This window comes from Pseudomonas putida, from assembly GCF_028682175.1.
In the GTDB taxonomy this organism is placed as follows: Bacteria; Pseudomonadota; Gammaproteobacteria; order Pseudomonadales; family Pseudomonadaceae; genus Aquipseudomonas; species Aquipseudomonas putida_AD.
Genome location: NZ_JANHKS010000013.1, coordinates 95,006 through 121,392, shown reverse-complemented (window position 1 = coordinate 121,392; position 26,387 = coordinate 95,006). Strand labels below are relative to the sequence as shown.

Sequence of the window (26,387 nt, the reverse complement as noted above, 5' to 3'; positions counted from 1 at the left end):
CATGCAGGGTTCGACATTCTCGTAGCAGCGCGGCTTGCCGGCGGGGGCGGTGTGTCAGTCGACATCTTCATCCCAGACACACCGCCCCGCCGGCAAGCCGTGCTGCTACAGGGTTAAACGCCTGGCTTGCCATCCAATGGATCGAGGATGGCCATCTCTTCTTCATCCAGGCCGTCGCCGCCGCCGATGTCCTCTTCATCGACGATACTCAGATCAAAGTCTGCCGGGCCGCCTTCTCCGGCTTCACGGGCCGAGCGCGCGCCGTCCTCGGGGATCAGGTTTTCCGGGCTCATGTCGTCGTCGGTGGGATTGTGATCGTCCGTAGACGCCCCGGTCATCCCTGCCTCACGCACGCGTTCCTCGGGAATGTAGTTTTCCAGCTCGTCGGCAGGAATCGTGTCACCGATGCGACCACTGGGCTCGTTGTTGTCATTGAAGTTGAGTTCTTCCATCGAGCCCATGCGGTCTTCATTATCATCGATGGGTTCGGGCTGGGTGGCACCGAAAGGGCGGCGTGAATCGTTCATGACAAATCCTCAAAGTGAGCGGTCTCAATGAGGTGGACCGGGGGCCGTAATGAAGATTCCCTCTGTTTGCCCACCGGTCGTGGCAAATGGACGTGACCCGCCATCCCAGGCACAAGTCATAGCTGAGCATCATTTCCGAGGCATCAACGCATGAACGAATTACAAGATCTGATCGATAATAATGAACGTTGGGCTGCCGCCATCAAGGAAGAGGACCCTGAGTTCTTCGCCAAACTGGCTCGTCAGCAGACCCCGGAATACCTCTGGATCGGTTGTTCGGACGCCCGTGTCCCGGCCAATGAAATCGTCGGCATGCTGCCGGGCGACCTGTTCGTCCATCGCAACGTCGCCAATGTGGTGCTGCACACTGACCTTAACTGTCTGTCGGTGATCCAGTACGCGGTCGATGTACTCAAGGTCAAACACATCCTGGTCACCGGCCACTATGGCTGCGGCGGCGTACGTGCCTCGATGCAGGATCGCCAGTTCGGCCTGATCGACGGCTGGCTGCGCAGCATTCGCGATCTGTATTACGAAAACCGCCAGGCGCTGGCCACGCTGCCGACCGAGGAAGAACGCGTCGACCGCATGTGCGAGCTGAACGTGATTCAGCAGGTGGCCAACGTCGCCCATACCAGCATCGTTCAGAACGCCTGGCATCGCGGGCAGAAGCTGTCGGTGCACGGGTGCATCTACGGCATCAAGGACGGCCGCTGGAAGAGTCTCGACACCACCATCAGCGGTTTCGAGCAGCTGCCACCCCAATACCGCCTGCGCCCGCTGGGCGAGTGATCGCACGCCGCCCTTCGTAGCAGCATGGCTTGCCAGCGGTGGCGATCTTGCGGCCGCCCCCGCCGGCAAGCCGTGCTGCTACGTGTATTGGGGGTGGCGCAACATTTGAGTCAGAACTCGAATCCGTAGCAGCACGGCTTGCCGGCGGGGACATTTTCAAGATCGCCCGCGCAGGCAAGCCTTGTTACGACAGGCGTCGTTACGCAGCAGGATTCCTGGTCATCCGCGGCAATGGCTTGCGCAGTTGATCCAGCTGCCGACCTACCGACCCGGTCCGGCATTTCGCCGCCGCCTGGTCTGGGGTGAGCTTCCTCACCGAGGTGTAGAACAGCTTGCAGGTCTGGACCTTGTCCGTGACTTGCCATTGGGTTGTGCACTTTTTGAGCAATGCGGCCCCGTCGCTTTCAGGCTTCTGCCCCATGCCAGCCTGCCAGCACGCGGCGCTCAAATCCTGCCCCATCACCTTCAAGCCAGCCTCATCCGCCTTGGTCTGATCGCCCCCGTAGTTGCTCTTGTCCGCCGCATACCAGATATAGCTCGGGTGGTTGGAGCCGATCACCGATACCTTCTGCCCAGCCGCCGGGCTGATGGTCGCCAGGCCCAAAACGGGCACCTCGACCTTGTACTGTTCCTTGATCCAGCTACGCACCGGCGCACCAAAGGCCACCATGGGCAGCGAAGTGCCTGTCGAACTCTGGCTGACCTGCTTGACCATGGTGGTCTGGTAATCGTTGAAGTAGCCGTACACGCCTTCCAGATCCTTGCCGGCATTGGAAGGTGCGGCAATCGGGGCGATGTCGATGATGGTCTGGAATGCGGGCGTCTGGTCGGCGGGAATGCCGTTGTCGGTCAGCAGCGCCGCCCAACGGTCGCTGGTAGCCGAGCGCAGGTAATCCTGGGCCTGAGTCAGTGAGTAATCCGGCGGGAAGTGCAGCAGTTCGACGCTCTTGCGATTTTCCAGTGCCATGCCCAGCGGCAGGAACAGGTACCAGTTGTAGGCAAACTTGCCATCGGCATTGAGCTTCCGCGCACCGGAGTACGCGAGGTCCCCCGCGTCCAGCAGGCTGGTCAGCGGCTTGTCGTAGCCGTCGGGAACGCCAGTGATCGTCGCGTGAAGCTGGTCGTTGTCATTGACCACGCGCACCTGAGCACTGCTGTAACCGTCGCGCTGGACGCTTTGCTTGAGGTAGTGCTCGACGGTCTGCTCCAGCGTCCAGTCGCGAAAGCAGATCACGTTGCAGTTGTTGGGGTAGGCGAAGAGGCGGGTGACGCGTTCCTTGCTGCCCAGCTTGACGTCGACGTCAGCGTGGGCGGTGAGGGTCAGGGTGAGCGCAGTCAGGGCGACGCTCAGTGCAGCGGTTTTCTTCATGCTCATGTCCTTGTTGTTGTCGGCACCCGATTGGGTGCGTCTCAATAATGAAACACAAGGGGCATGACCGAAAATGGCCCGGCAACATAAAACCGCATTTCTGTAGGAGCGCGCTTGCCCGCGATGGCGGTGTGTCAGCTACTTCAGTTGGTACAGGCACACTGCATCGCGGGCAAGCGCGCTCCTACAAGGTGTTAGAGCACAAACCTCTGCACCATCGAGTTCAGATCCGTCGCCAGCATTGCGAGGGCGTTACTGGCCACGGTGGTCTGCTGCGCACCGGACGCCGACTGGGTCGACAGGTCGCGAATGCTGCTCAGGTTGCGGTCCACCTCGTTGGCGACCTGGGCCTGTTGCTCGGCGGCACTGGCGATCAGCATGTTGCGGTCGCTGATGGTCGAAGTCGAGCTGATGATGACCGTCAGCGCCTGGCTGGTGGCGGCTGCCTGCTCCAGGGTCATGCTCGCCTGGGAGGCCGTCACCCGCAGCGTTTCAGCGGTCTCCTGGGTGCTCTTCTGCACATCGTTGATCAGGCTTTCGATCTCGGTGGTCGATGCGCTGGTACGCTGTGCCAGCGAGCGCACCTCATCAGCCACCACGGCGAATCCGCGACCCGCCTCGCCAGCCCGCGCCGCCTCGATGGCCGCATTGAGGGCCAGCAGGTTGGTCTGGTTGGCGATGGCGCGAATCACTTCCAGAATCTTGCTGATGCTCAACGTCCGCTCGGCCAGCCCATCGGCCTGGTGCGAGGAATCCAGCACGTTGTCGGTCAGTTCCTTGATCGAGTCGATGGTGCCGGTCAGGCGCAGGCGGCCTTCGGCGGCGGCCTCGTTCGACGCCTTCGATTCGGTGGACGTGTTGCTGGCGTTGTCCGCCACTTCCACCGCTGCCTGGCTCATCTGATTCACGGCCACCGCTGCTTGCTCGATTTCATCGTTCTGCATCTGCAGGTTTTTCGCGCTGGCCTCGGCAATCGCACCCATTTCCTGGACCGACTGGCTCAACTGGCTGGCAGCGGCATAGATCTGATCGATGGTGCCGTGCAGGTTGCCGCGCATCTGGCCCAGCATCTTCAACAGCTGCGCGGTTTCATCGCGGCCTTCGGGAATCGGCTGCGGGCTCAGGTCGCCTTCAGCAATGGTGCTGGCGATCTGCAGCGACTGACGCAGCGGGCGAATGATGCTCACGCTCAGGCGCCAGGCCAGCAGCAAGGTCAGCACCAGGGCCACGACGATGGCACTGACCGCGATGATGCGCGTCTGCTGGAACCGGCTGCCGGCCCCGTCCACGGCGGCGGCGGCGCTTTGTTTGTTGAGTTCACGCAGCAACTGCACCTGCATGTCCATCAGGTCGCCCTGCAGGCTCAGCGTAGTGTTGAGCAGCATCCGCGCGTCATCGAGTTTGCGCTGTTCGATCAATGCGATCTCATCATGCAACCCCGGCATGAAAGCTTTATAGGCGTCCTGCAGGGCCTTGATTGAGTCGCGCTCGGTGTTGTCGGTAGAGTGGGCGAGGTAGTCGCTGAAACCTTTTTCGACTTCGTTTTTCAGCTGCTCGACGTTGATCTTGCTGGTGACCACGGCGCTGGGGTCATCGGCGTTGGCAATCAGGCGGGCGCTTTCGCCACGCAACTTGATCAGGTCAATGGCGATGGCGTCGGCCATGGCGATACTGGGCATCGCCCCGCTCTCGACCGCTTCACCCTGGGCACGAATGCTCTGCATCTGCAGCAGGCTGAACACCCCAAGGGCGACCAACAGAAGTGCCGTCACCCCGAAACACAGCACCAGCCGCTGGGCAATCCGGAAGCGCCGCAGAAACGCGGGCTTTGACGAAGGACGGAACAATCCACGCAATAACCTTTTCACAGCCACCAATCCCCAGTGAGGAATACATCGGAGACCCCGTTATAGAGAGGTTCCATGATGTCTTTGTGACATCGGGCGAGAAATGTTGCAGATTTGTTGTAATTTGACGGCAGGGCGATGAACGGTACTCTAGAGCGTCATTTACATGAGGAAAGCGTATGGACGCGAGGGATCCCTCAACCGGGACTGAATGGATTGATCCAGACGATGCCCCCGAACTGTCGGAATCGTTCTTTGAGCGGGCTGATAAATACCAGGGTGAAGAGCTGATAGAACGTGGACAGCCTGACGGTTGCACACCCATTACCCAATCCCAATCTCCTCCATAAACTCCCGCAAGAACCGCTTCGCCCGCTCATGCCTGACCTGTGCCATTTCGCGGCCGGGTCGGGTCTGAAAGCCTTGGGCCAGGGTGAAGATCTTGGTGGTGAAGTGATCGACGGCAAAGCGTTTGTCGTCCAGTTCGCGGCGCAGGGATTGTGGGTCGGCGGGGTCGTAGAGGTGGCTGCCCATGCGGCCTGAGACGTAGAACAGCCGGGCGACGCCGACCATGCCGATGGCGTCGAGGCGGTCGGCGTCCTGGAGGATTTTCGCTTCAAGGGTGGTGGGCGTGATGTTTGCGGAGTAGCTGTGGGCTTCGATGGCGTGGGCCACGGCCTGGGTGCGTTCTTCGTCCCAACCCATTTCGGCCAGTAATTCGCTGGCCTTGGCGGCGGCCAGGCGCGAGGCGCTGGCTCGGAATGGGGAGTTCTTTTCCACGGCGACGCAGTCGTGCAGCAGCGTGGCGGCCAGCAGGATCTGGTGGTCGCCGCCTTCCTTGTCGCGGATAGCGCAGACATTGCTCCACACCCGATGCAGGTGCGAAACGTCGTGGGAGCCATCGGCGCGTTCGGCCACAGTGTGCGGGATAAGCCGGTTGGCCAGGTCTTGAAACGGCGCGAAGCAAAGGGCAGTCATCGAGGCTCCTTTAGTGCAGGCGGGCGCAGACAATGCTCGAATGGCCGCCAGCTTACAGGATTGACCCGCAACCGCGCCCGAAGGTCCTCATGGCCTGAGCGGCAGCGCAGTCTTGTAGCGCACCTGCTTGAGTGAAAGGCTGGAACGGATTTTCTCCACCTCCGGCATCGGCGACAGGCGTTCGATGATGAAATGCTCCAGCGCCTGCATATCCGCCATCACCACGCGCAGCAGGTAATCGGCATCGCCTGTCATCAGGTAGCACTCCATCACCTCTTCACATTCGCACACGCGGCGCTCGAAGTTCTGCAGCGCCTCGCGGCTCTGTTCCTTGAGGCTGATGGAAATGAACACGTTCAGGCGCAGGCCCAGGTGTTCTGGCGCGAGCAGGGCGACGTATTCGCGGATGCAGCCGCTGGCCTCTAGTGCCTTGACCCGCGCCAGGCACGGAGAGGGCGAGAGATGCACGCGCCTGGCCAGTTCGACGTTGGACAGGCTGCTGTCGCGTTGCAGTTCACGAAGGATTTTCAGGTCAATGCTGTCGAAGTTCATCGTGCTTCAATCTGCCATTTATTGAGTTTTTTATGCTGACGATCATGCTTGCGGCCCTGCAGATCGGTCATTAAATCTGCAGGCACGAGCATAGACTTTTCCTTATTCAACGGGAGGTGTCTATGAGCCATTTCGATTCGGCGGCCAGCGTGCGCAGCCATGACGATCAATTGGAATTGAACGAGTGGCGAGATGCCCTGATGTCGGTGCTCGACAACGCGGGTGCCGAGCGCGCACGTGAAATCCTCGACATGCTGGCCAGCCTGGCCCGCGATCCCGGCATCGGTTGGCAGCCTTCCCACGGCACGCCCTATATCAACACCATCGGTGTCGACCAGCAGCCAATGTTTCCCGGAGACCTGGCCATCGAAGAGCGTCTGGCCTCGCTGATGCGCTGGAACGCGCTGGCGATGGTGGTGCGCGCCAATCAGGCCTATGGCGAACTGGGCGGGCATATCGCCAGCTACGCCAGCGCCGCTGACCTGTTCGAGGTGGGCTTCAATCATTTTTTCCGCGCCCGCAATTCGGATCAGGGTGGTGACCTGGTGTTCTATCAGCCCCATTCGGCGCCGGGGATCTATGCGCGGGCGTTTCTCGAAGGGCGTTTGAGCGAAGAGGACCTGGCGCACTATCGTCAGGAAATCGGAGGTCCGCGCATAGGAGCCCGTGGGCTGTCGAGTTATCCACACCCCTGGCTGATGCAGGATTTCTGGCAATTTCCCACAGGCTCCATGGGCATCGGCCCGATCAGCTCGATTTATCAGGCGCGGTTCATGCGTTACCTGCAACATCGCGGATTGCAAAGCACCGCCGCCCGCCATGTGTGGGGTGTGTTCGGCGATGGCGAGATGGATGAGCCGGAGAGCATGTCGGCGCTGACCCTGGCCGCGCGGGAAGGGCTCGATAACCTGACCTGGGTGGTCAACTGCAACCTTCAGCGGCTCGACGGGCCGGTGCGTGGCAATGGCCGGATCATCGACGAGCTTGAAGCGCTGTTCAGTGGCGCGGGCTGGAATGTCATCAAGCTGGTCTGGGGTTCTGACTGGGACCCGTTGTTCGCCCGCGATTCGGATGGCTCGCTGGTTCGGGCGTTGTCGCAGACCGTCGACGGCCAGTTCCAGACCTTCGCGGCAAAAGACGGCAGCTACAATCGTGAGCACTTTTTCGGGCAGAACGATGCCTTGAAGAAACTCGCCGAAGGCCTTACCGACGAGCAGATCGACCGCCTCAAGCGCGGCGGCCACGACCTGGTGAAAATCTTCGCGGCGTACAAGGCGGCGAGTGAGCACAAAGGCCGGCCAACGGTGATTCTGGCCCAGACCAAAAAGGGTTTCGGCATGGGCGAGGCGGGGCAGGGCAAGATGACCACCCACCAGCAGAAGAAGCTGGACCGCGAGGCGCTCATCAACTTTCGTAACCGTTTTCATCTGCCACTGACAGATGAGCAGACAGAAAACCTGAGCTTCCTCAAACCCCAGGCCAACAGCGCGGAAATGCGCTACCTGCAGCAGCGGCGCCAGGCGCTGGGCGGCTCCGTGCCGAGTCGTTGCAGTGTGGCAGAACCTGTCGCCGTGCCGCCTCGCGAGGGCTACGCAAGCTTCGCCACCCAGGCGGACGGCAAGGAAATGTCGACCACCATGGCCTTCGTGCGGCTGCTCGGCAACCTGCTCAAGGACAAGCAACTCGGCCCGCGGGTGGTGCCCATCGTCGCGGATGAGGCGCGCACCTTCGGCATGGCCAACCTGTTCAAGCAGATCGGCATCTACTCCAGTGTCGGCCAGCGCTATGAGCCCGAAGACATCGGTTCGATCCTCAGCTATCGCGAAGCCACCAACGGCCAGATTCTGGAAGAGGGCATCAGCGAAGCGGGGGCAATCAGTTCATGGGTGGCGGCGGCAACCAGTTACTCGGCCCATGGCCTGCGCATGTTGCCGTTCTACATTTACTACTCGATGTTTGGTTTCCAGCGTGTCGGCGATCTGATCTGGGCTGCGGCCGACCAGCGTGCCCGCGGGTTTCTGCTGGGCGCAACGGCTGGCCGCACCACTTTGGGTGGCGAGGGGTTGCAGCATCAGGACGGTGCAAGTCATCTGATCGCATCGACCGTGCCCAATTGCCGGGCCTACGATCCGGCGTTTGCCGGTGAGCTTGCGGTGATCCTCGACCACGGCATGCGGGAGATGCTGGAGCGGGATGTCGATGAGTTCTACTACGTCACGGTGATGAACGAAAATTATACACAGCCTTCATTGCCCGAAGGTGTGGAGGCGTCGGTGATTCGTGGCCTGTACCGGTTCGCCGAGCATCGGCTGGACGAGGCCCGGGGCCGGGTGCGTTTGCTGGGGGCCGGCACCCTTCTGCGTGAGGCGATTGCCGCCGCCGAGCTGCTGGCGCAGGACTGGCAGATTGAAAGCGAGGTGTTCAGTGTCACCAGCTTCACCGAACTTGAACGCGAGGCCCGTGAGGTGGAACGCTGGAACCGGCTGCACCCGGAGGATGCCAAGCGGGTCAGCCATCTTGAACAATGCCTGCCAACAGGCGCGCCGGTGATTGCGGTGTCTGATTACGTGCGGGCGCTGCCGCAGTTGATCGCCGCATATGTGAGCAGTGATTACACGGTGCTGGGCACCGATGGTTTTGGCCGCAGCGACACCCGCGCCAGGTTGCGCGGTTTCTTCGAGGTGGATCGCTATCACATCGTGCTGGCGGCGGTGACGGCGCAAATCCGCGTGGGCAAGGTGCCTGCGCAAATGGCGGCCCAGGTGATCGAGCGGTACGGGATTGAGGTCGCCGACGAGGCTCCCTGGGCGCAGTAAGTCCGTAGCTGCACGGCTTGCCGGCGGGGCGGTGTGTCAGACGGCGCATTCGTCACAGACAGACCGCTCCCGCCGGCAAGCCGTGCTGCTACGGTTCCTGGTTGTTCAAAAAAATGTATTCACAGCCCCTTCATCGCTGCCGTCATCTTGTCCACGTTGTAGCGAAACATCTTCACGTAGGTAGCCGCCGGGCCGTTGGCGGGCGACAGCGATTCCACATACAACTCGCCACCCGGGTGCGCGCCGCTGGCATTGGCGATCTGCTGCACCAGGCGCGGGTCGCTGGAGTTTTCGAAGAAGTATGCGCTGACGTGCTCCTGTTTGATCTGGGTAATCAGCTTGCCGACATCGGCAGCCGAAGCCTCGGTTTCGGTGGAAAAGCCCAGGGGCGAGAGAAAGGTCACCCCATAGGCGTCGCCGAAATAGCCGAACGCGTCGTGGGACGTCAGCACTTTGCGCTGTGGGGCGGGGATGGCGTTGATCTGCGCGCGGGCGTAGGCGTCCATGTCCTGCAACTGGACGATGTATTTCTCACCGTTGGCCTTGTAGTCGGCAGCGTGCTCCGGGTCAGCTTTCTGCAGGGCCTTGATGATATTTCTGACGTAGACGATGCCGTTTACCGCGCTGTTCCAGGCGTGAGGATCGGTGATCTTCTCGCCGTCTTCTTCCATGCTGCGGGTCATGATGCCGTTGGACAGCACCACCGGTTCACCCTTGTAGCCAGATGCCGTGATGAGCCGGCCAAGCCAGCCTTCCAGATGCAGCCCGCTGACGAATACCACGTCGGCCTTTTTCAGGGCCTGGGCGTCGTTGGGTGTCGGCTCGTACACGTGGGGGTCGCCATTGGGACCGATCAGCGAGGTCACGTGGACGTGATCGCCGCCGACGTTCTGCACCATGTCGGCAATAACGGTGAAGGAGGCAACGGTTTCCACGGGTTTCGCCTGGGCGAAGTTGGCCAGGCCCGACAGCGCCAGTGCGGCGGTCAGAAGCGTCAAACGTTTCATGTGATTTCCTTGAGGTGGGAGAACGATCAGCCGGACAGGTGAGCCCTCGGAAACAGGCGGTGCAGAAAACCGCTGCGTCCAAAGAACAGGGAGGACAGGTAGAAGGCGCTGGCAGTCAGGACGATGGCCGGGCCCGAGGCGACGCTGGCGTGGTAGGACACGATCAACCCGATGAAGCCGGACAGGGTAGCCACTACCGTGGAAATCACGATCATGCCGGTCAGGGACGTCGCCCAGAAGCGCGCCACGGTGGCGGGCAGCATCATCATGCCCACGGCCATCAGCGTGCCCAATGCCTGGAAGCCTGCGACCAGATTGAGCACCACCAGCAACAGAAACAGCACGTGATACAGCGATCCGCGGCCACCGACGGCACGCAGGAAGCCAGGGTCGAAACACTCCAGAATCAGTGGCCGGTAAATCAGCGCCAACAGCACCAGGGTGAAGGAAGCGATGGCGCCGACCATGAAGATCGCCTGGTCGTCGATGGCCAGAATGGTGCCGAAAAGCACGTGCAGCAGATCGACGTTGGAGCCGTGCAGCGACACGATCAGCACGCCGGCGGCGAGCGAGGTCAGGTAGAAACTGGCAAAGCTTGCGTCTTCGCGCAGGGTGGTGAAACGGCTCACCAGACCCGACAGCAACGCTACGGCAAGGCCGGCGATCAGCCCGCCAAAGCCCATCGCAGGCAGCGACAACCCGGCGAACAGAAAGCCTACGGCGGCGCCGGGCAGCACCGCGTGGCTCATGGCGTCACCCACCAGGCTCATGCGGCGCAGCATCAGCAACACGCCGACCGGGCCGGAACCTATGCCCAGCGCCAGGCAGGCCACCAGCGCGCGGCGCATGAAGCCGAAATCGACGAAGGGTTGAATCATCAGGCTATAGAGCGTCACAGCGTGGTTTCCTCGTCGATTTCGCAGGCCGCAGCATCCGGGCTCCAGTGCTCGGCCATGTTCTTGGCGCGGCGCAGGTTATCTGCGTGAAGGATGTCGGCGGTGTTGCCCCAGGCGATGGTTTCCCGCGCCAGCAGCAGGGTGCTGGGGAAGTGCTGGCGAACCTGCTCGATGTCGTGCAGTACGGCAATCACGGTGCGGCCCTGGCCGTGCCAGGTGTTGATGAGCTTGAGCAGGTCTCGCGTGGTGCGGGCGTCAATGGCGTTGAACGGCTCATCGAGCAGGATCACCGAAGCGTCCTGTAACAGCAGGCGGGCGAACAGCACTCGCTGAAACTGCCCCGACGACAGCGAACTGATGCTGCGTTGTTCAAAGCCCTCAAGGCCTACCGCCAATAACGCCTGGCGCGCCTGTTCGGCATGCTGACGGGTGGCGCCGCGAAACGCGCCGATGCTGCGCCAGGCGCCCATCATCACGGTGTCGGCCACGCTCAGCGGAAAGCTGCGATCGATCTCCGCCGCTTGAGGGAGATAGCCGATGTGCCGGGTTTTCAGGCTGCCACGGTCGATACGGCCCACCGCAGGTTTCAGTGTCCCGGCGATGGCCTTTATCAGCGTCGACTTGCCTGCGCCGTTCGGCCCGACAATCGCCGTCAGGCTGCCCGCCGCGAAACGCCCGCTGACGTGATGCACCGCAGGCCGGCGCTCGTAGGTCACGGTCAGGTCGTGTAGATCAATCGCGGCACTCATGGGATTGCCACCGCCCACGCGATGCCCGCCCACAGGAGCGCGATCAGGGCCAGCGAAACCAGCACCCGCCTGCCCGCCGATTGAGCAAGGGCGGAGGCAGCGATGTTGGGGGAAAATCGGGGTGCGGGTTTCACTGTAAATGTGCCTGAAATGTTTTGTTATAGTATTACATCACTATTTTCCGGCGTGAGGGAAGGGGTATTTTGGGCTGGTTCAGCAAGCCGACAGAATGCTGGTGGGTGTGGCCCCGGCGTTTTCTCGGGGCGACAAACCCTGTAGTTTCCTGAGCATGTGTTTTTCTTTTCTCAGGATCATCCGTCATGTCCGCTTCCCATCGCCGCGCTGTTCCCCTCGCCAAATGCTATCGCCTGCTCAATCACGGGCCGACGGTGCTGGTCAGTGCCGCCCATGAAGGGCAGCGCAATATCATGGCGGCGGCGTGGGCGATGCCACTGGACTTCCTGCCGCCCAAGGTGACGGTGGTGCTGGACAAGTCGGTGTGGACGCGCACCTTGCTGGAAGGCTCGGGGACCTTCGTGATCAACGTGCCGACGGTCAGCCAGGTGGATATCGTCGAGACGGTGGGTTCGACTTCGGGGCTGGAGATTTCCGGAGAGCAGGGCTTCGACAAGTTCAAGGCGTACAACCTGTCGACCTTCGACGGTGAGGTGGTCGAGGCGCCGCTGCTGGAGGGCTGTGTGGCCTGGCTGGAGTGTCGCTTGCTGCCCGAGCCGCATAACCAGAATCAGTATGATCTGTTCATCGGCGAGGTGGTCGCCGCCTGGGCGGACGAGCGCGTGTTTTCGGACGGGCGCTGGCATTTTGATGGGTTTGATGAGTTGCGCACCTTGCACCACGTGGCCGGCGGGCATTTTCTGGTGATCGGGGAGAGTGTCGATGGCAGGGTGCTGGAGCGCTCGGCGACTTGAGAGCGCAGATTATGGGCCAGTTTCAAGCTCGCTGACGCCGGCAAGCGCGACGCCCCACCCGTAGCAGCACGGCTTGCCGGCGGGGGCGATTTCAAGGCCCCCGTCGCGGGCAAGCGCGCTCCTACAGGAGAGCGGTCAATCCTTGACCGGCTGACCATCCACCAGACGCCAGGTGTGCAGCGGATTGCCTTGTTGCAGCGCGGGCGGCAGCAGGGAATCCGGCACGTTCTGGTAGCACACCGGACGCAGGAAACGGTCGATGGCCGTGGCACCCACCGAGGTACTGCGGCTGTCCGATGTCGCCGGGAACGGCCCGCCGTGGACCATCGAGTAACTCACCTCGACACCGGTGGGGAAGTCATTGAACAGAATCCGCCCGGCCTTGCGCTCCAGAATCGGCATCAACGCTTGGGCAATCGTCTTGTCGCCTTCCTCATAGTGCAGGGTGACTGTCAACTGGCCGTCGAACCTGGCCGCGACTTTCTGCAGGTCCGCCACATCCTTGCACACGATCAACAGCGCGCTCGGGCCGAAGTTCTCGTCTTCCAGCGCCGGGTTGGCGAGGAAGGTCGCCGAGTCGGTGCGAAAGAACGCGGCCCGTGCCTGGAACGAGCCTTCAGCTTCGCGACCTTCGGCCACCAGCGTTACGCCAGCGGCTTTATGCAGGTTGTTCAGGCCGTTGCAGTAGGCGCCGTGAATGTTCGGCGTGAGCATGGTGGTCGGCGTTTTTTCAGCCAGCGCCTTGGCGGCGGCCGAAACGAAGCGCTCAAGCGCATCGCTTTCCAGCGCCAGCAACAGGCCGGGGTTGGTGCAGAACTGCCCGGCGCCCAGCACCAGAGACTCGACAAAGCCCTGGGCGATGCTGTCTGCGCGGCTCGTCAGCGCAGCGGGCAACAGGAACACCGGGTTGATGCTGCTCATCTCGGCGTACACCGGAATCGGCACCGGGCGGGCTTGGGCTGCGGCGACCAGCGCCAGGCCACCGCGACGCGAACCGGTAAAACCTACCGCCTGAATGCGTGGGTGGCTCACTAGCGCCTGGCCGACGCTGATGTCCTTGTCGATCAGTAGCGAGAACACGCCGTCCGGCATCCGAGTGTCGGCGGCGGCTTTCTGGATCACTCTGCCAACCAGCTCGCTGGTGCCCAGGTGCGCCGGGTGAGCCTTGACGATGACCGGGCAACCGGCCGCCAGCGCCGAGGCCGTGTCGCCACCCGCCACCGAAAAGGCCAGCGGGAAGTTGCTGGCGCCGAACACTGCAACCGGGCCGACGCCGATGCGGCGCTGACGCAGGTCAGCGCGAGGCAGCGGCTGACGATCCGGCAGGGCGCCGTCAAGCACCGCGCCGTGCCAGCGACCGTCGCGCAACAGGCTGGCGAACAGCTTGAGCTGGTTGACGGTGCGCATGCGCTCGCCCTCCAGGCGCGGCTTGGGCAGGCCGCTTTCCAGGTGAACACGCTCGGTCAGGGTGTCGCCAAGATCCAGCAGGCCTTGTGCGATGGCATCGAGAAAACTCGCCCGCTGCTCGTCGCTCAAGTGTCGGTAAGAGTCGAAGGCGGCTTCTGCCAGTTCACAGGCCGCCTGCACATCATCCACCGTGCTGGCGCCGAAGGCCGGGGTCAACTGCTCGCCGGTGGCGGCCGCAAGGGCAAACACCTCGCCACCCTGGCCGCGCGCGGTACGTTGGCCGATGATCGTTTCACCAAGAATCTGCATCGCTACACCTCCCGTTGTTTCCATGACGACCACTATCGGCCTGTTGTATTGCAATGCCGTGGACAGGTGTCGAGGTTACATCAGGCGCTGGGCACGCGAGCGCGAAAACTGGAAACAACAGGGGCGGGGATTGTGGGGCAGGGATAAAAGGTCCAAAATAACGACCTGTTTTGAGGGCTTAAATATGCAAAGTGTTCTTGCTGATGTCGCCGTAAGCGTGTCCGAACTAAAGAAAAACCCTTCGGCGGTACTCAAGGGGGGAAACGGTCAGCCCATTGCGGTGCTCAACCACAACCGAGTCATGGGTTACATGGTGCCGACCGAAGTCTTTGAAGCAATGATGGAGCGGCTGGACGATCTGGATCTGGCAGAGTTGATCAAGTCTCGCGCGCACGAGGTGCCGGTGCCGGTAAGTGTCGCGAAGAAGCGTTGAGTGTTGCAGATCAGAACCTGCAACACCCAGGATGTGAAACCTTACTGCTGAACCGCGCTATACCCTGCAAACGCCGTCTGCTGGGCAATCGCTGTCACGATGTTCTTGCGGGTGGCAGGCTGTTCGTTGCCTTCGTTGTCCGTGAAGACTTCGCTTTGCAGTTCTGCCTCATCGCCTTCGCCGATGAACGAGAAGCCCAGGAATTCGAAGGCTTCGCGGTCCAGGCTGGCTTTGGAGCGCGGGGTGCGCAGGGGCAGGGTGACGCTGATGCCGTCCTTGCTGATGACGAACACTTCGGCTTCTTTCTTTGCCCGTGTGGCCTTGCTCTTGCCGCCGCTCGGGTTGCTGACGGCCTGATGGGTCTGGTTCAGGACCTTCAATGCCAGGCTGTAGACCAGTTCCTGGAAGCTTGGGTCTTCCTTGTAGCTGGACAGGATCCGGCTGATCGGGAATTTCGTGCTCAGGTCTTCCAACGCGGCCATGTCGGCGGCTTCGGCGTCCTTGAGCTGTTTGAGCTGGCCCATCAGTTCGTAGGCCTGGTCGTCGTCGAAACGATCGTGGGCCTGACGGATGGCTGCGCGAAGCTCACGAATCTGATCGCTTTCCTTGGCGCTCTGGAAGGCGTCGAGCACCATCTCGCTGATGGTCTTGGCCTGGGGCACGTGCTGTGAAAGATTGATGGCGTCTTCGTAGGCCTGCTTGGAAGACTGGGCAGGCTGGGCTGCATCATTACGAAAATCAGACATTGAACATCCATTGCTTCATTAACGGGGTTTGAGACGCGAACCAGGGTGCGCGTCTCGCAAGGGAGGGTAAATTATTTACCGCCCAGAGCACCACCTGCAGCGCCGCCCAGGCCTGCGCCGATGGTGCCGCCCGTCTTGCCACCCAGCTTGTTGCCGATTACCGAACCGGCAGCGCCGCCAAGGCCGCCGCCGACGGCTGCGCGGGTCTTGTGGCCCTTCTTCGCGCCCACCGCACTGCCGGCAGCGCCTGCCAGGCCTGCGCCGACCGCAGCACCGGTGCTACCGCCCATTTGCTGACCGACCACGTTGCCCAGCGCGCCACCCAGACCACCACCAATGGCGGTGTTGGTGCTGCCGGCCATTGCGCCTTGGGAAATCAGAAGACCTAGAACCAGTGCAGGAATCGTGAAACGCATGAGCTCGACCTCAGTAGATAAGGAATGCATCTTGAAGGGATATCTTAAAGGCTCTGGGCCAGCCTGGCTGCCGGGACGATGGACGGATCAGACAGCCAGAAACAACAAAGCCCGCACGAGGCGGGCTTTGTTGAGGTACTTGGTGGCTACACAGGGACTTGAACCCCGGACCCCAGCATTATGAATGCTATGCTCTAACCAACTGAGCTATGTAGCCAAGTGGCGCGCATTATTCTCTGAGATCGGGGATGTGTCAAGCGTCTGTTCAAAAAATTTATGCGTGCGATCAATCGGTTAGGGTTTTCGTTCCGATTCCTGCCTTCAGCGCCCCATTGCGTCCCCATGGCGGTGACAGCCCTGCGGTGCATTCTGTGTGGTTTTGCCCCACTTTGATGCGTATCGGCTGCACTGGATTCGCGCACGTGCCCATTTAGATGGCTTGTTGCTATCGGTCCGTTTCTTGCTTCGTGCCTGCCACTTCGTTTGTCTGCGCCACTGTAGACGGGCGGTGATCGTTTTCGAAACAAAGACATGGCATTTTGCCGGTAACAATGTGAGGCAACATCTGTCGTGGTCACAAGCTGCGGTGGCGGGTTGTCCGTGAGGAGTAGTCGGACATGCAAAGTCTTCTGTCGCCAGGTATCCGTCTGCTCGGACGTTTGGGGTTTGCGCGCAAGTTTCAGGTGCTGTTCCTGCTATTCATGCTGCCGCTTGCGGGCAGCCTGTGGATGATCGGCCAGGATTATCGCAGCAAGCTTGCGGTGATTTCCGGTGAGCAATCCGGCGCCCGGCAACTGCTGGCGCTCAACGCGCTGGATGACCAGTTGACCGCCCAGCGCAACCGCGCTTCTCGCTGGAAAGCCGCTGACATCCTTCACGACCCGACCCCGGCTGCCAAAGCCGCCATGGCAGCGCTGGATGCCGCCAGCCCTGTTTTGAACCAGACACTGTCAGATCTTGGCGAGCAACTGCGGCGGCACAACGCCGGTGCCGACACCCTGGCGCGCTACCAGGCGTTGCAGGCGGCGGTCAAAGGCATGGATTCCGACGCGCTGCGCACCGTGGGCTGGTGGCCTGACGGTTATGACCGCTTCACCGCGGCACTGACCGCACTGCAAAGCCTGCGCGAACAGATCGCCATGGACACCGGGCTGATCCTGGATCCCTGGCTTGAAACCTATCAGTTGATGCAAGTGGCGACCCAACAGGCGCCGGACCTGATTGAGCGCGTGGCGCGCACTGCCAGTATCGGCCAGTCATCGGTGGCGTCGGGGCAGTTCTCGCTGCAGAGCCGCCTGCAGATGCGCGACCTGCGCAGCCGCATCGGCGATGCGCGCGATCAACTGGTCAAGGCCGGGGCATCGTTGCAGGCCAAGGCCTATCCGGGCATGGAAGACTGGAGCCGGCAATACAACGACAGCCTGCAGCGTCTGGACGGCGAGCTGAAGGTGCTGGATGACGGCGTCTTCGGTGGCACTATCAAACTGGATACCGCCACATTCGAACGCAGCGTCGACGGCACCCTCGAAGCGCTGGCCGCGCTGCGCAACCGCTCGCTGATGTCGCTGGACAGCCGTCTGGATCACTACCACGATCAGGCGATCCGGCACTTCATCCCCGTCGCTGCGGTCTTTGGCATTCTGGCGCTGGCTGCGCTCTACCTGTTCATGTGTCTGCAAACCTCGATTCGGCGCAGCGCCAGTGGCATCACTACCCTGGCCGAGTCGCTGCGTGACGGCAACCTGTGCGTGGAAGTCGCGGTAGAAGGCCGCGATGAGCTGGCAGCCATCAGCACCGCCCTCAACGTTGCGGTGGTGCAGTTGCGCAGCAGCCTGCTGGGCGTCAACCACGAGACTCAGCAGCTGGGCGCGGCGGTGCAGACCCTCAACTCGCAATCGGGCAGCACGCTCAACGAAGTGGAAGATCAGCAGCAACAGATCAGCCAGATCGCGGCGGCGGCGACCCAGTTGGCGGCAACTTCCATGGGCGTCGCCAAGAGTTGCGAAGAGGCGTCCGGCAGCGCACAGCGCACCCGCCTCATTGCTCAGGACAGCAGCCGCGACAGCCAGCGCACCACGGCAAGTATCCAGCAGCTCAATCAGAAACTCACCGAGACCGCCGACGCACTGGGCAAGGTCAGCGAGCAGGGCCAGCAGATTCAGTCGGTGGTGGACAGCATTCGTGGCATCGCCGAACAGACCAACCTGCTGGCGCTCAACGCCGCTATCGAAGCGGCCCGGGCGGGGGAGCAGGGGCGTGGTTTTGCCGTGGTGGCCGACGAAGTGCGCAGCCTCTCGCAGCGCACCCAGGCGTCCACCGCGCAGATCGCCGGAACCGTCGACAGTTTGCGCGCGACCGTGAGCCAGGCGGTGAACCTGATGGAGGCGGCGTGCGGCCAGGCCGTCACCGATGCGCAGTCGGTCACAGGTTTGGGTGAGCGACTTGGGGAGATTGCCAGCGCGGTGCAAGTGGTGACCGATACCCTGGCGCAGATCGCAACCGCCGTGGAAGAACAGGCAGCGACCGCCGATGAGGTCAGCGGCAACATCCAGCAGGTGGATCAGGCCGCCGGGCGCCTGCTCGATGGCGCGCGGGCGGTGAACCACGCAGCCGATACGCTGAGCAAAGGCAGCCGGGCGCTGAGCGACAACACCTCGCGTTTCAATTTGGGATAAACCAGTCCCGTAGCAGCACGGCTGACAGGGGCGCAAACCTGTAGCAGCACGGCTTGCCGGCGGGCTGGTGCGCAGCGCCAGTAGAACCAGACGCCGCCGGTGCATCAGGCAGATCGCGTGCTCAGGGTTTACTGGCGCTTCGCACCAGCCCGCCGGCAAGCCGTGCTGCTACGGGATCGGGTTCACAAGAACACAAAAAACCTTGACGAGGCATCCGGGTCATCGGTCTTATTGCCGACTGATTCGATCACTCGCAAGGTGCTTCCCATGACCGACAGCAGCGCCGCCGGTGCGGCGGTTTACTCTCCACTGACCCTGGCCCTGTACGACGCGTGGGTGCTGGGTATTTCCAATCGCTACGCCTGGCGCTGCCCGACCGGTTCGACGCTGTTGCCGTTTTTTCGCGCCAACGTGCGCCCGCGTCATCTGGATATCGGCGTCGGGACCGGCTACTACCCGGCGAAGGCGCAGCTGTCTTCCCAGACGCAAGTCACCCTGCTCGATCTCAACCCCAGCAGCCTGGAGGCGGCCAAGCGCCGGATCAACCGCCCAACCACCCGCACAATCCAGCACGATGTGATGCAGCCGCTCCCGGGCGAGCCGCGCTTCGATTCGATTTCCCTGTTCTACCTGCTGCATTGCCTGCCGGGCCCGCTGGACGCCAAGGCGAAGATCTTCGCCAACCTCAAGCACAACCTGCAGCCGGGCGGGGTGCTGTTCGGTGCGACGATTCTGGGGGACGAGGCCGGGCACAACGCCTTCGGCCGCAAGCTGATGGCCGTGTACAACAAGAAGGGGATTTTCGGCAATCGCCAGGACACCCAGGTCGGTTTCGAAGGGCATCTGCGCGAGCACTTTCGCGATGTAACCATCAAGCGCGAGGGCTGCGTGCTGCTGTTTCGGGCGGCCCAGCCGGTTATCTGAACAGGCTTGGCCCGGCCAGCGCCGCTCAGGGAGCAAGCGACGCTGGCTGGCTGCGCTGCATTAGGCCTTTTTCTGCACGCTGGCAGCGGTTTGCCCGAACAGGATCTTCTTGCCTTCCTCGGTCACGGTGGTGCGGTTTTGTGAAACCGTCTCACCCTTGGCGTAGGCGCGGATCGTCGCCGGGCGAGCGGCGATCGCGTTGAGCCAGCGCTTGAGGTTCGGGAAGTCATCCAGATTCTGCTGCTGGCGCTGCCACGGCACCACCCACGGATAGCACGCCATGTCCGCCACCGAATAATCCTGCCCGGTGATGAAGTCGCGGCCTTGCAGGCGACGATCCAGGACGCCGTACAGGCGGTTCGTCTCGTTCACGTAGCGGTCGATGGCGTACGGCAGTTTTTCCGGCGCATAGACGCCAAAATGATGATTCTGGCCGGCCATCGGACCAAGGCCGCCGACCTGCCACATGAGCCATTCGGTCACGGTGTTTTGACCGCGCACATCGCTTGGCATGAACCGGCCAGTCTTCTGCGCCAGGTACAACAGGATCGCCCCCGACTCGAAAACGCTGATCGGCTCGCCGCCGTCGGCAGGCGCGGTGTCGATGATCGCCGGCATCCGGTTGTTCGGCGAGAACGCCAGGAACTCAGGCTTGAACTGATCACCCGCGCTGATATCGACCGGGTGAATCCGGTAGTCCAGGCCAGCCTCTTCCAGAAACAGGGTGATTTTGTGGCCATTGGGTGTTGGCCAGTAGTAGAGCTCGATCATCGCTGCGACTCCATGACAAGTGAGGAAAGCGAAGCAGGCGCAAGCTGTACATCGAGCAGCGCCAGCACCGGGCGGACCACGCTTTCCAGCAGGGGCCGCTGCGGTTTGGCCCGCGCCAGTACGCGCAAGCCCAGCAAGGTGTTGAGCAACAGGCTGGCCAGGTCTTCGTCGGCCTGAAAGCGCGAAATCGTGCCGTTCTCCTGGCCCGCCCTGACGCAGCGCAGGAAGAACGCCTGTGCCTGCGCCAGAAACTCATCCACCACCACCTGGGCATCGGGATTGTGCGGCGCGGCTTCAAGCGCCGAGTTCACCATCAGGCAACCGCGTTGCTGCGGGTCAGTGATGGAGCGCTCGATGATCTCGACGAAAAACGCCTCGATGGCCTCACGCGGGGCCAGGCTGCCCTCAAGGCGGGCGACACGTTCACCCAGACCGTTCTGCAGGTAGTGCTCCAGCGCCTTGCGATACAGCGCGCGCTTGTCGCCAAACGCGTTGTACAGGCTGGCGCCGGTGATGCCCATGCAGTCGATCAGATCGCGCATCGACGTCGCCTCGAAACCCTTGACCCAGAAGCACTGGATCGCCGCATCGAGCACGCTGGCTTCGTCGAATTCTCTTGGTCTTGCCACGTTGATTTCCTTGCCTGGCTGACACAAACGTTGCGCCATGCTTCACATTGCGCCTAATCTAGATCAACTGTTCTAAAACGCAAGGTGCTTTTTCGAGCAGCGCAGCCATTCGCGATTTTGCCCATTTCCTACCGTACGAGATGACCGCCATGATCCGTTTCTACTTCCACCCTACGCCCAATCCCGCCAAGGTCGCGCTCTTCCTCGAAGAGTCGGGCCTGGCCTACGAACTGGTGCCGGTGGATACCAGCAAAGGCGAACAGCACCTGCCCGAGTTTCGCGCCATCAACCCCAACGGCAAGGTGCCGGCCATCGTCGACACCGACGGCCCCGGCGGCAAGGACGTGCGGGTGTTCGACTCCACGGCGATCCTCCTGTACCTGGGCGAAAAAACCGGCCAGTTCATGGGCGCAGCTGAAGACAAACCCGAGCTGCTCTCATGGCTGTTCTTCATCGCCTCGGGTCTTGGGCCGTTCTCGGGTCAAGCGGTGCATTTCCAGTACGCAGCCCCCGAAGGCAACGACTACGCCGTGAACCGCTATCGCCGTGAAATCGAGCGCCATTACGAGGTGCTGGACAAGCATCTGGCAGGCCGCGACTACATCGTCGGCAACCAGTACACCCTCGCCGACATCAGCGCATGGGGCTGGCTGATCCGCGCCCCGCGCGTAATGAAAGGCGCCGAGGATGCGCTGGCAGACTTCCCGAATCTTGCCCGCTGGTTCCACGCCATCAACGCCCGCCCGGCTGTGGCCAGGGCGAACAAGGTCGGGAGCGAGGTGGCGTTCAAGAAGGACATGGATGAACAGGCGAAGCGGGCGTTGTTTCCGTCGAATTATCCGAAGGGCTAACGCATACGCGCAGGAGCCGGACGCGCATAAGCAAGGCATGAAGCCATGCAGAGCAAGTCCCAAGCGTGTAAAACGTAGCTCCTGCCAACCGACCCGATGCGTTCATGACTGCCTTTTACCTCAAGCTCCTCATCACACCACTGCTGATGCTCTCGATTTCACTGGCCGCCAAGCGCTGGGGCACCCGGATTGGCGGGTTGCTTTCCGGGCTGCCGGTGACGTCGGCGTCGGTGATGTTGTTTCTGAGCCTTGAACAAGGCCCGGGCTTCGCCGAGAAGGCGGTGCCTGGGGCGCTGGCGGGAGTGGCGGCGATTCAGGCGACTTACCTGTTTTACTTCCTGGTGACGCGCAGGCTTTCAGTGCTGCCCGGGTGCGTGGCGGCATTGGTTTTCTATGCCGCTGTCGCATTTCTGATGAGCTGCATCGGATGGCAGGCGGTGTCGATTGTGGTCGCGCTGTGTCTGGTTGCGGCAATCGTCCGGGCCACCGCTAAAGGCAGCGAGCCTGCGCCTGGGCGTTATGTCTCGCTGCCGCGCTGGATCATCCCGATGCGCATGCTGACCGCGACCCTTCTGCTGCTGGCCATTACCGCTGGCGCCCAGTGGTTCGGGCCGGTGGTCAGTGGCTTTCTGGCGCCGATCCCGGTGATCGCCTGGCCGCTTGCGGTCTTCGCTCATGTTCATGGCGGACGCTATGAACTGGCGGCCATCGTGCGCGGGAATGCCATCGGCGGTGTTGGCGTGATCGGGTTTTATCTCGCGCTTCAGGGCCTGGTGATGCAATGGGGCATCTTCGTCACAGTAGCCGTCGCGGTTGCGTTGGCGGTCGTGGTGACTGCCGGTCTGGCGGGGCTGCTGAAGGATTGATAGAGCGTCGCTCAGACCCGCTCTTCTGCTTCGGCCACCTGGGTCGCGATGGCTTCCAGGTACTGGGATTTCAGGTCATCGGTCAATGGGCCGAGGATGGGATTCTTCTTGAAAGCACCCATCAGGCGATTGATTACCGCATCGACCGTCACCTTGGCCGCCTCGACGCTGGCGGGGATTCGCGGGTCGAACTCGATCCGTTCCATCTCCAGATCGAGCCGTTTCAGGACCGGTTCGGCATCCTGAATCTGGTTACGAAGCACGTCGAGCGCTGATCCCATCATGTATCTCCCTATGTGATGTTCGATCCGAAACCTGTGCCCACACGCTTTTCGGCGGCTTTCCAGGAAGCCAGGAATACCGTCCTAGAGCCTCGCGTGGCGATTTCAGGCGGCGCGACTATACCGCTGAAATGTTGAATTGCTGTAGTGAAAAAGTTTACATCTGGTTACCAGCAGCCTCTTCTGCGATACGCAGGCAATAAAAAACCCGCCGAAGCGGGTTCTTTTCTATCAAGGCCATCCAACGTCCTGTCGGTAGCGTTCCTGGCAGTGGCAGATCATCCGTGATCTCCGAGGTGCTTCCTGCTCCCCGGTTGATGGATCCAATTTATGACTTTGCCCTCGTTGTGTAAACGGCCAGTTTGATGAAGTGCGTGTAAGCCTTTTCTTACACGTTTGCGCCGGGGTTGCGAGGTCGTGCTTCAACGTCAGATTCCCACCTGTAGGAGCGCGCTTGCCCGCGAATGGTCGTGTCCGGCGACGGAGATGTTTTGGACGTACCAACGTCGTCGCGGGCAAGCGCGCTCCTACAATGGTGGCTCAGAGGTCTCTGGAAACCACGCAAAAAGGGCGAGCATCATGCCCGCCCTTGTCATTGAGGGAAGTTACTTCTTGGCAGCCGTCAGCGCCGAGTAGCTGTTCATCAGGTTGCGGTAGTTGGGAATGCGCTGGGACAGCAGGTTGCCCAGGCCTTCGATGTCGTTGCGCCAGTCGCGGTGCAGCTCGCAGGCCACGGCGAACCAGTTCATCAACTGCGCACCGGCCGCCGACATGCGATTCCATGCCGCCTGCTGCACGCCTTCATTGAAGGTGCCCGAAGCGTCGGTCACCACGAACACATCAAAACCTTCGGCCAGGGCGCTCAGGGTCGGGAAGGTCACGCAGACGTCGGTCACAACGCCGGCAATGATCAGCTGCTTGCGGCCAGTGGCCTTGATCGCCTTGACGAAATCTTCGTTGTCCCAGGCGTTGATCTGGCCAGGGCGGGCGATGTACGGCGCGTCGGGGAACATCTCTTTCAGCTCCGGCACCAGCGGGCCGTTCGGACCCTGCTCGAAGCTGGTGGTCAGGATGGTCGGCAGGTCGAAGAACTTGCCGCAATCGGCCAGGGCCAGCACGTTGTTCTTGAATTCGTTGGGCGAGAAATCCTGAACCAGGGAGATCAAGCCAGTCTGGTGGTCAACCAGCAGCAGTACGGCGTCGTTCTTGTCCAGGCGCTTGTAAGTAGTCATGTGTGCATTCCTTTTGAGTCGAGAGAGTTGTGAATCGAAAGTGTTGCTGCGGCGTGTCTGTGTGTTCAGTCGCTGCGGCATGGGATGAACTTTAGGGGTGATTCGATTCGCTAACAATCCGGCAAAAAAGAGACTTACTGATTCAAAATCAGGGACAGTAATACAGACATTGCATCAATCTCCGCAAATTCCCGAACATGAAGGATGGTAATGAGAATCTTTCTATGTATCATGCGCGACACTTTTCTTGGTATACCATCGTCTGAGAGTTTCTAGATGCGCTACGCGTTGACCTCGCTGTGCCTGCTTAACGTATTTTCCCCGGCCGTATGGGCAGAAGGTTCGAATGAACTGGCACTGCCCGCAATCGACATCCAGGCCAGCAGCCAGGGCGCAGCGAGTGAACGCGAGGCGTACCGTGCCACGCACACGTCCAGCGCCACGCGCACCGATACCGACATCCACGAAGTGCCGCAGTCGGTTTCCGTCATCACCAACAAGGTGCTGGAGGACAGCAACGTCACTCGCCTGCAGGATGCGCTGGATTACGGCGGCGGCATCGGCCGGGCCAACAACTTCGGCGGCCAGGGGCTGACCACCTACACCGTGCGCGGCTTCACCACCGGCGAGTTCTATCGCAACGGCTTCCCGGTCAACCGTGGCTATCCCAACGCGCCGGACGCCAACACCATCGATCACGTCGACATCCTGCGTGGCCCGGCGGCCACCATGTACGGCCGCAGCGATCCGGGCGGCACCTTCAACGTGGTCACCCAGCAGCCCGAGGCCGAGCAGAAAACCTCCATCGGCGGGCAGATGGACGACCAGGGCATGTACCGTGGCACCCTGGACACCACCGGCGCGCTCAATGATTCCAAGACCCTGACCTACCGTCTGAATTTGTTGGGCGAGGGCGGCGATTCGTTTCGCGATCACGTCGAAACCGAGCGTTACGACCTGGCGCCTGTGATCGAGTGGCAGGCCACCGACGACACGCGCATCACCTTCGAGGGTGACTACATGCGCAACAACCATCCGCTCGACCGTGGCAATACCCATTACGGCAGCCAGATCGGCGTCGGCAACCGCGACACCTACGTGTGGGAAAAAGGCTCGGACAACCTGCTGCACAACGACAACAACGTCAGCCAGTTGCGTTTCGAGCACCTGCTCAACGACAACTGGAAGTTGAGCGGCGGCGTGCAGTGGCTCGATGGCCAGCTCAAGGGCAACGCGGTGGAGGCCAACGGTATCCAGGCGGACGGCCGCACCCTGGGGCGCAATTTCAACTGGCGCAAACTGGAATGGAATGACCAGGATTTCCAGTTGAACCTGTCCGGCACCTTCAACACCGGCAGCATCGAACACACCCTGCTGACCGGCCTTGAGTATGAGGAATACGACTACAAGTCGATCATCATGCGTTCCAGCGGAGCGTTGACGGCGTATCCGATCGACATCTTCAATCCGGTACTGGGCCAGGCGCGTCCGGCGCTGACCCGCACAACCACCCATGACCACGAAAAGCTCAAGAGTACGGCAGCCTTCGTGCAGGATCAGATGCGCCTGACCGAGCGGTTGAAGTTGCTGGTTGGCGCCCGGATCGAGCGTGACGAGCACGACTACGACAACAAGCTGCCCAACTCCGTGGACTGGAACAAGAGCGAGAGCGCGGTCACGCCACGTTACGGCCTGGTCTACGACCTGACGCCGGATGTTGCGCTTTATGGCAGCTACTCGGAGTCATTCAAGCCCAACACCGGCGCATCGCGTGAAGGTGGCGGTTTCGATGCAGAAGAGGGTAAATCTTACGAACTGGGCGTGAAGTGGAAGACGCTGGAAGATCAACTCACCGTCGATGCGGCCATCTTCCACACCATCAAGGACAACGTGCTGACCCTCGATCCGGTCGATTCCAACTACAGCGTGGCGGCCGGGCGCGTGCGCAGCCGAGGTTTCGACCTGAACGTGGCGGGCAACATCACCCCGCAGTGGCGCGTGCTGGGCGGCTATTCTTACGTCGATGCCGAAGTGGTCAAGGATAACTCGCTGCAAACCGGCACTCGCCTGGCGAACATCCCGCGCAGCAGTTACAACCTGCTGAACGTGTATGAGTTCCACGAAGGCACACTCAACGGCCTTGGGCTGGGCTTGGGTGTGCGCCATGTGGGAGGCCGTGCGGGCCAGACCGCCAACTCGACCTACAACATGGCGAGCTACACCGTGGCCGACGTGCTCAGCTTCTACCAGATCACGCCGAAGCTGCGGGTGAACCTGGACCTGAAGAACGTCTTCAACGAAGACTACGAAGAAGGTGCGTTCAACCTGTACGCCTATCCGGGCGCGCCGCGCACGGTTCAGACTGGCTTCACCTACACGTTCTAA

At 61.6% G+C, this 26,387-nt stretch carries 24 protein-coding genes, 1 tRNA gene and 1 pseudogene; 9 read left to right on the top strand and 17 right to left on the bottom strand.

The window, feature by feature from the left end:
- Positions 1-113: 113 nt before the first annotated feature.
- The gene (locus tag NPS29_RS12005; protein WP_274132780.1) at positions 114-527 is read right to left on the bottom strand and encodes a serine kinase/phosphatase; all 414 of its coding nucleotides are present in this window, start codon (positions 525-527) and stop codon (positions 114-116) included.
- A gap of 150 nt (positions 528-677) precedes the next feature.
- Between NPS29_RS12005 and can the strand changes: the two genes are divergently transcribed.
- Entirely contained in the window at positions 678-1,319 is a 642-nt protein-coding gene (gene can / locus NPS29_RS12000; RefSeq protein ID WP_274132778.1) for a carbonate dehydratase, read from the top strand.
- 199 nt (positions 1,320-1,518) lie between these two features.
- Here the strand turns inward: can and NPS29_RS11995 are convergent, their stop codons facing one another.
- The 5 genes and pseudogenes from NPS29_RS11995 to NPS29_RS11980 all read right to left on the bottom strand — a co-directional run bounded on the left by NPS29_RS11995 (position 1,519) and on the right by NPS29_RS11980 (position 6,065).
- Positions 1,519-2,688: a hypothetical protein gene (locus NPS29_RS11995; RefSeq protein ID WP_274132776.1), complete on the bottom strand. Its 1,170-nt coding sequence runs from the start codon at positions 2,686-2,688 to the stop codon at positions 1,519-1,521.
- Positions 2,689-2,882: 194 nt separating this feature from the next.
- Positions 2,883-3,632 (bottom strand): methyl-accepting chemotaxis protein, encoded by a 750-nt coding sequence (locus NPS29_RS28895; protein WP_400605220.1) that lies wholly within the window; start codon positions 3,630-3,632, stop codon positions 2,883-2,885.
- Positions 3,633-3,740: 108 nt separating this feature from the next.
- Positions 3,741-4,556: pseudogene (locus tag NPS29_RS28890) on the bottom strand (MCP four helix bundle domain-containing protein); the annotation flags it as partial.
- A 303-nt stretch (positions 4,557-4,859) separates the two neighbouring features.
- On the bottom strand, positions 4,860-5,513 hold the full coding sequence (locus tag NPS29_RS11985; RefSeq protein WP_274132774.1) for an HD domain-containing protein: 654 nt from the start codon (positions 5,511-5,513) through the stop codon (positions 4,860-4,862).
- 87 nt (positions 5,514-5,600) lie between these two features.
- A complete protein-coding gene (locus tag NPS29_RS11980; protein WP_274132772.1) occupies positions 5,601-6,065 on the bottom strand; it encodes an Lrp/AsnC family transcriptional regulator in 465 nt (154 codons plus the stop codon).
- A 122-nt stretch (positions 6,066-6,187) separates the two neighbouring features.
- Between NPS29_RS11980 and mdeB the strand changes: the two genes are divergently transcribed.
- Positions 6,188-8,881 (top strand): alpha-ketoglutarate dehydrogenase, encoded by a 2,694-nt coding sequence (gene mdeB / locus NPS29_RS11975; RefSeq protein ID WP_274132770.1) that lies wholly within the window; start codon positions 6,188-6,190, stop codon positions 8,879-8,881.
- A gap of 119 nt (positions 8,882-9,000) precedes the next feature.
- On the opposite strand, the gene NPS29_RS11970 is transcribed toward mdeB, so the two are convergent.
- Genes NPS29_RS11970 through aztA form a run of 3 tightly spaced genes read right to left on the bottom strand, consistent with a single transcriptional unit; the run spans position 9,001 to position 11,533 of the window.
- On the bottom strand, positions 9,001-9,888 hold the full coding sequence (locus NPS29_RS11970; RefSeq protein ID WP_274132768.1) for a metal ABC transporter substrate-binding protein: 888 nt from the start codon (positions 9,886-9,888) through the stop codon (positions 9,001-9,003).
- Between the two features lie 26 nt (positions 9,889-9,914).
- A complete protein-coding gene (locus NPS29_RS11965) occupies positions 9,915-10,784 on the bottom strand; it encodes a metal ABC transporter permease (protein ID WP_274132766.1) in 870 nt (289 codons plus the stop codon).
- Entirely contained in the window at positions 10,781-11,533 is a 753-nt protein-coding gene (aztA, locus tag NPS29_RS11960; RefSeq protein WP_274132764.1) for a zinc ABC transporter ATP-binding protein AztA, read from the bottom strand. Before aztA ends, NPS29_RS11965 begins: the two co-directional genes overlap by 4 nt.
- 320 nt (positions 11,534-11,853) lie before the next feature.
- Here aztA and NPS29_RS11955 point away from each other — a divergent pair, with 320 nt between their 5' ends.
- Complete coding sequence (locus NPS29_RS11955) at positions 11,854-12,462, top strand: flavin reductase family protein (protein ID WP_274132763.1); 609 nt, start codon at positions 11,854-11,856, stop codon at positions 12,460-12,462.
- 135 nt (positions 12,463-12,597) lie between these two features.
- On the opposite strand, the gene NPS29_RS11950 is transcribed toward NPS29_RS11955, so the two are convergent.
- Positions 12,598-14,178, bottom strand: coding sequence for an aldehyde dehydrogenase (NADP(+)) (locus NPS29_RS11950; protein ID WP_274132761.1), 1,581 nt, complete (start codon positions 14,176-14,178; stop codon positions 12,598-12,600).
- 184 nt (positions 14,179-14,362) lie between these two features.
- Here NPS29_RS11950 and NPS29_RS11945 point away from each other — a divergent pair, with 184 nt between their 5' ends.
- Positions 14,363-14,611 (top strand): type II toxin-antitoxin system Phd/YefM family antitoxin, encoded by a 249-nt coding sequence (locus tag NPS29_RS11945; RefSeq protein ID WP_274132797.1) that lies wholly within the window; start codon positions 14,363-14,365, stop codon positions 14,609-14,611.
- A gap of 41 nt (positions 14,612-14,652) precedes the next feature.
- Here NPS29_RS11945 and NPS29_RS11940 read toward each other — a convergent pair whose 3' ends face one another.
- The 3 genes from NPS29_RS11940 to NPS29_RS11930 all read right to left on the bottom strand — a co-directional run bounded on the left by NPS29_RS11940 (position 14,653) and on the right by NPS29_RS11930 (position 15,990).
- Complete coding sequence (locus NPS29_RS11940; RefSeq protein WP_274132759.1) at positions 14,653-15,357, bottom strand: hypothetical protein; 705 nt, start codon at positions 15,355-15,357, stop codon at positions 14,653-14,655.
- 71 nt (positions 15,358-15,428) lie between these two features.
- Positions 15,429-15,773 carry a bacteriocin gene (locus NPS29_RS11935; protein WP_274132758.1) on the bottom strand — a complete coding sequence of 115 codons (345 nt, stop codon included), beginning with the start codon at positions 15,771-15,773 and terminating at the stop codon, positions 15,429-15,431.
- Positions 15,774-15,913: 140 nt separating this feature from the next.
- Positions 15,914-15,990 (bottom strand) — tRNA-Met (locus tag NPS29_RS11930).
- Positions 15,991-16,390: 400 nt separating this feature from the next.
- On the opposite strand from NPS29_RS11930, the gene NPS29_RS11925 reads away from it, so the two are divergent.
- A complete protein-coding gene (locus NPS29_RS11925; protein WP_274132756.1) occupies positions 16,391-18,448 on the top strand; it encodes a methyl-accepting chemotaxis protein in 2,058 nt (685 codons plus the stop codon).
- A gap of 267 nt (positions 18,449-18,715) precedes the next feature.
- Positions 18,716-19,372 (top strand): class I SAM-dependent methyltransferase, encoded by a 657-nt coding sequence (locus NPS29_RS11920; protein ID WP_274132754.1) that lies wholly within the window; start codon positions 18,716-18,718, stop codon positions 19,370-19,372.
- 60 nt (positions 19,373-19,432) lie between these two features.
- Here NPS29_RS11920 and NPS29_RS11915 read toward each other — a convergent pair whose 3' ends face one another.
- The gene (locus tag NPS29_RS11915; RefSeq protein ID WP_274132752.1) at positions 19,433-20,143 is read right to left on the bottom strand and encodes a glutathione binding-like protein; all 711 of its coding nucleotides are present in this window, start codon (positions 20,141-20,143) and stop codon (positions 19,433-19,435) included.
- Positions 20,140-20,772 (bottom strand): TetR/AcrR family transcriptional regulator, encoded by a 633-nt coding sequence (locus tag NPS29_RS11910; protein ID WP_274132751.1) that lies wholly within the window; start codon positions 20,770-20,772, stop codon positions 20,140-20,142. The genes NPS29_RS11915 and NPS29_RS11910 overlap by 4 nt, the downstream gene beginning before the upstream one ends.
- A gap of 149 nt (positions 20,773-20,921) precedes the next feature.
- Here NPS29_RS11910 and NPS29_RS11905 point away from each other — a divergent pair, with 149 nt between their 5' ends.
- Positions 20,922-21,623: a glutathione S-transferase family protein gene (locus NPS29_RS11905; protein ID WP_274132750.1), complete on the top strand. Its 702-nt coding sequence runs from the start codon at positions 20,922-20,924 to the stop codon at positions 21,621-21,623.
- A 104-nt stretch (positions 21,624-21,727) separates the two neighbouring features.
- On the top strand, positions 21,728-22,489 hold the full coding sequence (locus NPS29_RS11900; protein WP_274132748.1) for a hypothetical protein: 762 nt from the start codon (positions 21,728-21,730) through the stop codon (positions 22,487-22,489).
- An 11-nt stretch (positions 22,490-22,500) separates the two neighbouring features.
- On the opposite strand, the gene NPS29_RS11895 is transcribed toward NPS29_RS11900, so the two are convergent.
- Positions 22,501-22,770, bottom strand: a complete 270-nt coding sequence (locus tag NPS29_RS11895) for a hypothetical protein (protein WP_274132747.1) — start codon at positions 22,768-22,770, stop codon at positions 22,501-22,503.
- A 605-nt stretch (positions 22,771-23,375) separates the two neighbouring features.
- Positions 23,376-24,002, bottom strand: a complete 627-nt coding sequence (gene ycaC / locus NPS29_RS11890; protein ID WP_274132746.1) for an isochorismate family cysteine hydrolase YcaC — start codon at positions 24,000-24,002, stop codon at positions 23,376-23,378.
- 276 nt (positions 24,003-24,278) lie between these two features.
- Between ycaC and NPS29_RS11885 the strand changes: the two genes are divergently transcribed.
- Positions 24,279-26,387, top strand: coding sequence for a TonB-dependent siderophore receptor (locus tag NPS29_RS11885; RefSeq protein ID WP_274132745.1), 2,109 nt, complete (start codon positions 24,279-24,281; stop codon positions 26,385-26,387).